Source organism: Richelia sinica FACHB-800 (assembly GCF_014698825.1).
Taxonomy (GTDB): Bacteria; Cyanobacteriota; Cyanobacteriia; order Cyanobacteriales; family Nostocaceae; genus FACHB-800.
Genome location: NZ_JACJTT010000005.1, coordinates 209,462 through 218,750 on the forward strand (window position 1 = coordinate 209,462; position 9,289 = coordinate 218,750).

General features: G+C 36.5%; 8 protein-coding genes. 6 read left to right on the top strand and 2 right to left on the bottom strand.

The genetic code is table 11. The features are described 5' to 3' along the window. The first annotated feature begins 85 nt into the window (after positions 1-85). Entirely contained in the window at positions 86-1,387 is a 1,302-nt protein-coding gene (locus H6G73_RS06750) for a DNA cytosine methyltransferase (RefSeq protein WP_190602536.1), read from the top strand. A 203-nt stretch (positions 1,388-1,590) separates the two neighbouring features. On the opposite strand, the gene H6G73_RS06755 is transcribed toward H6G73_RS06750, so the two are convergent. Together H6G73_RS06755 and H6G73_RS06760 are read right to left on the bottom strand one after the other, a co-directional pair. Further along, positions 1,591-2,766, bottom strand: coding sequence for a hypothetical protein (locus H6G73_RS06755; RefSeq protein WP_190602537.1), 1,176 nt, complete (start codon positions 2,764-2,766; stop codon positions 1,591-1,593). A 165-nt stretch (positions 2,767-2,931) separates the two neighbouring features. After that, entirely contained in the window at positions 2,932-4,053 is a 1,122-nt protein-coding gene (locus H6G73_RS06760; RefSeq protein WP_190602539.1) for a hybrid sensor histidine kinase/response regulator, read from the bottom strand. 213 nt (positions 4,054-4,266) lie between these two features. Between H6G73_RS06760 and nfi the strand changes: the two genes are divergently transcribed. The 5 genes from nfi (at position 4,267) to H6G73_RS06785 (ending at position 9,015) form a co-directional block, all read left to right on the top strand. Beyond that, positions 4,267-4,932: a deoxyribonuclease V gene (nfi, locus tag H6G73_RS06765; RefSeq protein WP_190602541.1), complete on the top strand. Its 666-nt coding sequence runs from the start codon at positions 4,267-4,269 to the stop codon at positions 4,930-4,932. Between the two features lie 103 nt (positions 4,933-5,035). After that, positions 5,036-5,581, top strand: a complete 546-nt coding sequence (locus H6G73_RS06770; RefSeq protein WP_190602543.1) for an FHA domain-containing protein — start codon at positions 5,036-5,038, stop codon at positions 5,579-5,581. 83 nt (positions 5,582-5,664) lie between these two features. Next, the gene (locus tag H6G73_RS06775; RefSeq protein ID WP_190602545.1) at positions 5,665-7,632 is read left to right on the top strand and encodes an FHA domain-containing protein; all 1,968 of its coding nucleotides are present in this window, start codon (positions 5,665-5,667) and stop codon (positions 7,630-7,632) included. Between the two features lie 111 nt (positions 7,633-7,743). After that, a complete protein-coding gene (locus H6G73_RS06780; protein WP_190602547.1) occupies positions 7,744-8,466 on the top strand; it encodes a GDSL-type esterase/lipase family protein in 723 nt (240 codons plus the stop codon). A 114-nt stretch (positions 8,467-8,580) separates the two neighbouring features. Then, positions 8,581-9,015, top strand: a complete 435-nt coding sequence (locus H6G73_RS06785; protein WP_190602549.1) for a hypothetical protein — start codon at positions 8,581-8,583, stop codon at positions 9,013-9,015. Positions 9,016-9,289: the final 274 nt, after the last annotated feature.

The window sequence follows — 9,289 nt, forward strand, 5'->3', positions numbered from 1 at the left end:
AACATTTAATGGGCAATTGGGAAAAATAGAGAATAACACTCAAAAATTGAAGATTTCTCCCAAAAATCGAATGTATGCAGATTAAATGTCCATTAATTTAGCCACAGAAAAAAATGTCAAAAGACCCATAGCCGTTGATTTATTTGCTGGGTCCGGAGGAATGACCCTTGGTTTTGAACAAGCAGGGTTTGATGTCTTAGCCGCAGTAGAAATAGACCCTATTCATTGTGCCGTACATGAATTTAATTTCCCCTTTTGGAAAATATTTTGTAAAAGTGTTGGGGAAATTACAGGTACAGAAATTAGAAACAATTCTAGTATTGGTAATCAAGAAATAGATGTGGTTTTTGGTGGGCCACCTTGTCAAGGTTTTTCTTTAATGGGTAAACGGCTATTAGATGACCCACGTAATGCTTTAGTTTTTCATTATATTCGCTTAGTTTTGGAATTACAGCCTAAATTTGTCGTATTAGAAAATGTTAAAGGCATAACTTTAGGTAAACATCGTAATTTATTATTAGAAATCATTGCCACATTCACCCAAAATAATTATCGAGTCCAAGAAGATTATCAAATTTTAAATGCTGCTGCCTATGGAGTACCTCAAAATCGGGAAAGATTATTTTTATTAGCTTGTCGTCAAGATTTAGAATTACCAAACTATCCTCAACCTATTACCCAAATTCCTACTAAAAAGAAACATTTAAATCATCATCTGCCCTTAACACCAACTGTAAAAGAAGCACTGCAAGATTTACCAAAAATTGAAAAATATCCAGAACTATATCAACAAGACTGGGTAGAGGCTAGATTTGGTAAACCTAGTGAATATGTTAAGCAACTGAATCATGGCAATAATTTTTCTTATAAAAGAAAGTATAGACGCAAAATTTTAACATCTAGTTTAAGAACCATTCATTCAGAAATATCAACTCAAAGATTTCAAGAAACCTTACATGGTAAATTTGAGCCAGTTAGCCGTTTTTACAAACTAGACCCTGATGGTATTTGTAACACATTAAGAGCCGGAACAGCCAGTAATCGAGGTTCTTTTACTTCCCCTCGACCAATTCATCCCTTTTCACCTAGATGTATTACTGTTCGGGAAGCAGCAAGATTACATTCCTATCCCGACTGGTTTAGATTTCATGTCACTAAATGGCATGGTTTTCGTCAAGTAGGAAATTCTGTTCCCCCCTTATTAGCACAAGCAGTCGCAGCAGAAATTATCAAAGCTTTGAATTGTCATATCCAGCAACCAGAAAAGGTTTATCAATTAGGAGATGAAAGTTTATTGAAATACACAATGTCTCAAGCTTCCAAGCATTACCGCGTAGGTACAGATATCATTGAACCAAGGGCAAAGAAAAAGAAAAATACTCAGTGAGTCAAACTACTTAATGGAAATATAATTCAGTAAAATATTATAGGAGTTAAACACTGTACAAATTTACCATAATGTGGATGAAGTAAATTGAATAGTTTCAGGTAGTGAAAACTAAGTCTATTCATGGTAAATTGTCCCATCTCGTAGGGATTTTGCAATGTTAACCCCCTACTTTACCCTTGATAAATATTTGGTGTTTTATGTCAATGTGTAAATTCTATATATTTCTTTACAGCATTTTTTTGTGCATAGTTAAGATTCTTTTGATACTCTGTGATCTTTGTTTGAGCAAGAGCATAATTCTGGCTTGAAGCAGGTACACTTTTCATCATATCTATAGCCTTTTGCCATTGATTTACAACTTCTTGCCATTCATCTGGAGATTTGGCAGATTGTGTCAATTTTGCCGCACCCATAGCTTCATTGACAGCTAATCGAAAATTATCAGTCGAAGGTGCTATTTCTGGTGATGAAGATGGGGCGTTTTCAGTGCTTAATTTTTCTGGGGTAGATACTAATTCTGATTGAGAAGCTATAGGTGCAGATTGTATAACGGTAAAATCAGGTAACTTAGAAAATAAATATATCCCTCCAGCTATCAAAGGAATTAATAAACCTAGAGATATTTGTTTAATAATTTTACGGTGTGGATAGAGTGAATTTACCTGTTTATTTTCAGGTTGAGCCATACTAACTTGGGGCTGCATATTATACATACCCATTTCACCTTTTAAATTATTCAATTCTCTGTCAATATGATTAACAAGATTTTCCTTATTTTCCTCTTTTTTATCTTCTGAATAAACTAATAATAAGCGCCGTTTAAATAAAAACTCAATCTGATAAATTAATGCTCCAGTAGTCATCCATATACCAGCCAAAATAGCAACAATTCTTTCCTCAAAATCAGTGTAAAATTCTACTGGGTCAGATAAATCAATATTAAATATTGATATTAATATTGTTGCAAATAATGTAGATACGAGGGTGGATATCAAGATGACTAGCCAAGCATACAATCCTTCCCAATAACTGATTAATCCTGGATATATGCCTTGACACTTGCCTATTTCTGGTGCTTGAATTTCTGGCATAAATCGACTAATAATAACATGTAATAAATGATGAGTAAATGCTACTAATAAAATGGGAGATAAGATTAATAATATTAAGATGATGATAGCTAATTCTAGACTGTCAGAAGAATAAGCTACGCGAAAGCCTACTTTTCCAGTATGTTCAATGAAAAAGATAATAACTCTTAAAAACAACGCTAAAATAAATGTCTTTAACCATGAACTAGGATAGGGAAACCAAACAGGCCAAGACAATTTTGGTGTCTGCGTAGGGGATGGTTTGGGAGAATGAGGATTATTCATGGACTGTCCCTGATAACTAATTACTCACGCACTTAGTATTCCCAAGTCAAGGAGAAAACTAACTCGGCATTTCTATCGAAATGACGTATTAGTAGGGTGATTCCTGAAGGGGTGTAAGCTTTGTGCTGTGCAAAGTTATAACTATAATAAACAGTGTAAATTAAATTAATTTAATTCCTGATGTAACTTTTCATTTCTTCCAGGTAAATAAACATTCACAGTGGTCTGTTGTCCAACCACACTCTGGATATTAAACTGACCACCATATAATTCCACTAAGCGTTTAGCAATAGTTAGTCCTAAACCTGATCCTTGTTGTTCATACAGCTTCCGTTCAAACTGGTTATAAGCAGCAATATTAGCAATTTGTTCTGCTGTCATTCCTCGTCCGTAATCTACAATAGATAAATGTAGATAATTATCTAAAAACTTGCTAGTAACTCTGATAGGAGTACCACTACGAGAAAATTTAAAGGCATTATCTAAAAGTTCTTCAATAATTTTATAAAATTTTGTATCAGGTATGAAGACAATTACTTCGGAAATATCTAAATATAAGTCTTCTACTCTCTCTGCCTGTTGTGCTAATTTTAGACATAGTTCTTTCAAATGACACTGGGTGTAACAATATTCTTGTTTACTTCTAATTTGAGCGATTCTTTCAGGATTGGCTAAAGTTAATTCTAATTCTGCATATAATAAAAAATTCTTGGTAATTCGATATAATCTTTCGCCAGAAGTATGAATTATTTTTAATAATTCTATAGATTGTTCTTGGTCAATTGTTGGATAATAATTAGTTAGAAATTTAGAGCTATTAATAATTACGTTGAGAGGTGTGTGTAATTCATGGGGAAGGGCATAAGCAATATTTAAGCGCAGTTCATCTATTTTTTCTAATGATTTTCTTTTTAAGATATTCTTCTTTGCTAATTGGGCTGTCACTGCTCCCAAAACTTCATCTTTAGTAAAAGGTTTAGTTAAGTAATCATCTGCACCTAGTTCCATACCCCGACGTTGATTAATTTTGTTGAGTTTAGCAGTTAAGAAAATAAAGCTGATTGTAGAAGTAGCAGAATTATCTCTTATTTTTTGTAAAACTTCATAGCCATCGAGACCAGACATCATAATATCGCAGATGATCAAATCAGGAATAGTTTCTAGTGCTAAATTAACCCCTAAAAGACCATTATCTGCTTCAATTACTTCAAATTGTTCATAGGTGAGAATTTCCCGCAGTATTTCCCGAATATCTTCTTCATTTTCGATTAATAATATCTTGTTCATGCCTTTATCTAGTTAGAAAATAATCATAAATTTAATTAACGTTTGTTGCAGAGTAAGTTATTTTTTAATTGTTAGATTGAAAAATTAAATTAAGTATCAAGTACCTAAAATTTGGGTAAATTAAAGTTATCTATATCATTATGGAGCAAAATAAAGTTCAAAAATCATCTGCATCAGTAATATTAGACCAAAAATACTTGAATAATCGGGATTATGCAAATATATCAACTTCATGATTGGCCGGAGACAGAAAAGGAAGCGATCGCTATTCAAGAAACCCTCAAACATCAAGTCATCACCATCGACCAACTGAAACAACCCATTCAATACGTAGCTGGGGTAGATATGGGTTTTTTGGCAAATGGTACAATTAGCCGTGCAGCGGTGGCCGTGCTAAGTTTTCCAGATTTACAAGTTGTCGAAACTACCTTAGCCCATCGTCCTACCTCATTCCCTTATATCCCTGGTTTTCTTTCTTTTCGGGAAATACCTGCGGTTCTCGAAGCTTTAGAAAAGATTCAGACTATACCCGATTTAATTCTGTGTGATGGTCAGGGAATTGCTCACCCCCGTAGATTTGGCATTGCTTGTCATTTAGGAGTAATTTTAGATATACCCACAATTGGTGTAGCAAAATCTTTGCTAATTGGCAAGCATGAAGAATTATCATTAACTAGAGGTAGCTGGCAACCACTTATACACAAAAATGAAATTGTTGGCGCAGTTTTACGCACTCGCACAGGTGTTAAACCATTGTATATTTCTAGCGGTCATAGAGTCAGTTTAGGCACAGCTATTGACTATGTATTGCAATGCACACCTAAATATCGACTACCAGAAACTACACGGATAGCGGATAAATTAGCATCTTCTAGATAAAACCAAACTTCTATATAACATTTGTTGTATTTTTAATCATCACATTAGAAATCCTACAGCAACTGATGGTATCTAGCTAAATAAGATTTACTCAATTACAACAATGAACTCACTAACTTTACATTGGCATGATGCAGGTCAAGATAAAACTCAACAAATTTATGAACAACAATTCAGTAAAAATCCTGGTACTGTGAGGCTAGGTCGTGATCCATTCAAATGTGACATTGTTTTAACTCACCCTACGGTTTCTGGTTTACATGTAGAAATATTTTTTTATCCTCAAAAACATTGTTTTTGTATTAGAAATTTACGTCCTACTAATCCACCTATAGTAGATAATCAACCATTAAATCAAACAGAAATTATTCTCAAGGAAGGGAGTATTATTTATCTGGGTCAGCAACAAATCAAAATTACAAAAATTATTATTAATTCTATTCCTCCTACTATCATTACTCCGCCACAGTCACCAAGAGTTAATTACCAACTGCCATCTACACCTCCAGTACAACCACAACCCGTATATGCTTTAGAGTGTCCTAAATGTCATAAAATTTCTTCCGCAGAAAATTTGCAAATTGGTTGTCCTTGGTGTGGTACTTCCTTAGCAGCAGCCATGAGTGTTTTAGTAGTACCGAATAATTAAAGATATCTGGGATAACTATAACCAAAAAATAATACATTTATTAATTAATCTAATCCTATTAATCCTAATATTAGTAGTTTTCAATGAGTAGCTTACAAATTCAATTAAGTTGGGAAGATCCAGCCACCGGAGAAAGAAGGGAACCAAATTTAAATGCGCCCATTGCTTTTGGTCGAGAATTTGCGCGTCTACCAGCAGAAATAGCCGGAAACCGTGTTTCCAGAATGGTCTTAAATAGTAATGAAGTCTCTCGTTATCACGCTTTAATTACTTGGGAACAAGACTGGGAAGATAATCATTTAATGGTGATTGACCAAAATAGCGTGAATGGTGTTTATGTGAATGGTCAACGCCAAACTCGCTGTCAATTGGCTAATGGCGATACTGTACAAATAGGACCTTACATTATTACTGTGCAATTTGGGGTTAATACAACTAATCAACTGCCTCACCATCCTTCACGCATTGAATTTAATCCCCATACCAATATTCCTGATCCCAATTTATTACCAAAACCTGCTGTCACTCCTTTAGGGAGTAATTTTCCTCCACCAATTTTTAATAATGTAAAGATAGAAGTACAGGCACTTCATGCTACTAGTTTACCTGTAGAAGAGTGTGATTATTTAGCCGTTGGTGCTGGCTTAGGTAGTTTTATTTGGGTTGATTTATTAAGAATTAGTGGTGTCAAAGCCGAAAAAATTATTGCTGTAGGACTAGAAGCCGAACCCTATGCCCGTTATAAACGTTTGTGCCTCAATTCACAAATTCCTTTACATGAAAGATTACGTTCTAATTCTGATTCTTGTCCCGATAATATTTGGGGATGGCCAAGTTATGCTGGGCGGGAATTTTGGCATGATTTAACTAAAGGTAAACTAAATTCCGCATTTAAATATTTATGGCAAGTTTTTGCTGAACCGACTTTTGCAGAAACCTATACTCCCCGTGCAGGTAATGTTTTTGATTCTATTGATAGGGAAGCAAAACGCATTTCTTGGCAACAAATTTATCGTTATGGTAGAGTCCGGGCAGTTCGTAAAACTGAAGATGGTAGATATTGTATTGCTTACTCCCGTGGGCCAGGAAATTATGCGTTTTTAGTCAGTCGTTATTTGCATTTAGCCACAGGATATCCTGCAATTCAGTTTCTCCCAGATTTACAGGCTTATCGGGAAAAATATCAAGATTTTAAAGCTGTAGTTAATGCTTATGAAGACCACAGCCATGTCTATGAACAACTAGAACGCCAAGGTGGTACGGTGTTAATTCGTGGACGAGGAATTGTGGCTTCACGAATTGTTCAGCGTATTTATGAGGCTAGAAAAGAAAATCGCAATATTACAGTTTTACATTTGATGCGATCGCCCAAACCCCAAGGTAACAAATTTCAACAAGCCCAGCGACCAGTAAAAAACCACTACGAATTTCAACCTTTTAACTGGCCCAAAGCTTGTTGGGGTGGGGAACTGCGGTTCATGCTAGAAAAAGCCTCTCCCGAAGAACGCAAAAGCCTACTAGCTGACTGGGGAGGTACTACTACTGCTGACCGTCTTGACTGGCAGCATATCACCGAACAGGGCTTAAGGGAAGGTTGGTATCAAATCACCTTTGGTCAAGTTGTGAAGGTCGAAAAAGATGACAACAACCGTACCATCACCCACATTCAAGAAAAAGGCTTCGGAGAAATGAAGCTATCAGCTGACTTTATTATTGACGCGACAGGACTAGATGCCCAGGTAGAAGCTAGTCCTCTATTAGCAGACTTGGTTAAACATTACAATTTACCCCTCAACCATTTAGGGCGTTTAGTGGTAGCCAATAACTTTGAATTAGTAGAAATGCGGAATACTAAAGGGCAAATGTACGCCTCTGGGGCAATAACTTTAGGTGGGCCTTATGCAGCCGTTGATAGTTTTTTAGGCTTACAATACGCTGCACTAGTAGCAGTTGATGCCATAGCTGCCTCCCGTGGGTCAGGAGTCACTCCCTTGAATTTTCTCAGTTCTTTTAGACAGTGGGTAAAATGGGTTTTAAATCAGTCACCTTAATGCCGTTAATGCCTCCAGGGCAAGATTGGCATAAAATAGCAAAAAAGATACTATGGAATGGTGTACAAATGTATAGAATCTTGTCAAAAGATAAAATATATTGCTTTTAACATGCAAACTTTAAAGCCTTCCTCCTCAATGCAGCTGTCTGTAGCACCAAAACTATGCCAGCCTTTAAAAATCGTCGCTTTGGGAGATAGCTTAGTATATGGATATGGCGACCCAGAAAAAGGTGGTTGGGTAGAACAACTGCGACGGTGGTGGATGTTACCAGATAGTCCTGGACATGTACTTTATAATCTAGGCGTAAGAGGCGATCGCACGCAACAAGTAGCCCAAAGACTAGAAATAGAATTTCGCCATCGTGGAGAATTACGAAATCGAGTTCCAGACCTGATTATCTTATCAGTAGGTGTAAACGACACACCCCGCTTAGGTCGTCCCACGGGCAAAAATTACACCGATTTTACCCAATTTGAACTAGAAATTGCCTCACTCCTAGACCAAGCCAAACAACTATGTCCCGTCCTCTTCATTGGTATGGTTCCCGTGGACGAAAGCAAAATGCCCTTCCTTGACTGTTTATACTACAACCACAGCGACCAATACCGCTACAAAGAAGCCACACGTCTCGCTTGTCAGCAACGACAAATACCCTACCTAGATATCTTTGACCAATGGATGCAACGGGATGAAAATTGGCGTAAACAACGCATCACTACCGATGGACTCCACCCCAACACTTTAGGCTATCAAGACCTCCTAGAAGCCGTTCTCAACTGGTCAGAACTAACAAAATACCACTGTCAAGAAAATTACCAACTTAAAGCGTAACCATGATCAATAGGTGATAGGTGGCACACAGAATTCATAAATCTCTTATATCCCTATCATCTCCATATTCTCTTCCTCTGCGCTCTCTGCGCCTCTGCGTGACACATAAAAATTATGACACCCACCTTACTTGGTCGCTGGCAAACTCGCATACTACTACTATCAACCGTAGGCGTATTAGTCTCCATCCCTTTTGCCATCGGACTAATTGGCCCCGGTGCTAACACAGTCTATTTTGCCATCTTAGCCTACGTTGCTATCTTTGGTTTAGCTTGGGACATTCTTTATAATTATCTCCAAAAATCACGCTGGGATAGAGATTGGCCAGCAGTATATCAACTTTTTGCTGGTATTTGGGAAATGGTATTTGTGTTTTGTGGAGTTAAGCTTTTCGCTTTTTTGCCTATACCTATTCCCGACGATGAACTATCAATAGGAATCTTTTTACTTCACTATAGTTGTGTTTGGTTAGCAGTTTTTATTAGTTCTCAAAGCTTGATGAGAATTATTTTTCCTCGTTGGCGGTTTCGTGGTGGACAATGGTTATAAACCCAGGGGTTTAGAGGTAATTTTAATTAGATATAGGGCTAATCTACTGATAAATTGCACTTATCAAGCAGTTAAGTAAATTTTTTCTCAAACTTATTTACAATTCGTTACATTTTCTCTAAGATAAAAATCATCATAAATCATTATTCCTGTCCAAATTTACAAACCGCAATCATAAAGACATGACAGCAACCTTACAACAGCGCCAAAGCGCCAACGTATGGGATCGCTTTTGCGAATTCATCACCAGCACCAACAACCGCTTATACATCGG

Excerpts from the sequence above, each read along its gene's own strand:
- H6G73_RS06750 (WP_190602536.1), top strand. The coding sequence starts at position 86 with ATGTCCATTAATTTAGCCACAGAAAAAAATGTCAAAAGACCCATAGCC.
- H6G73_RS06755 (WP_190602537.1), bottom strand. The coding sequence starts at position 2,766 with ATGAATAATCCTCATTCTCCCAAACCATCCCCTACGCAGACACCAAAA.
- H6G73_RS06760 (WP_190602539.1), bottom strand. The coding sequence starts at position 4,053 with ATGAACAAGATATTATTAATCGAAAATGAAGAAGATATTCGGGAAATA.
- nfi (WP_190602541.1), top strand. The coding sequence starts at position 4,267 with ATGCAAATATATCAACTTCATGATTGGCCGGAGACAGAAAAGGAAGCG.
- H6G73_RS06770 (WP_190602543.1), top strand. The coding sequence starts at position 5,036 with ATGAACTCACTAACTTTACATTGGCATGATGCAGGTCAAGATAAAACT.
- H6G73_RS06775 (WP_190602545.1), top strand. The coding sequence starts at position 5,665 with ATGAGTAGCTTACAAATTCAATTAAGTTGGGAAGATCCAGCCACCGGA.
- H6G73_RS06780 (WP_190602547.1), top strand. The coding sequence starts at position 7,744 with ATGCAAACTTTAAAGCCTTCCTCCTCAATGCAGCTGTCTGTAGCACCA.
- H6G73_RS06785 (WP_190602549.1), top strand. The coding sequence starts at position 8,581 with ATGACACCCACCTTACTTGGTCGCTGGCAAACTCGCATACTACTACTA.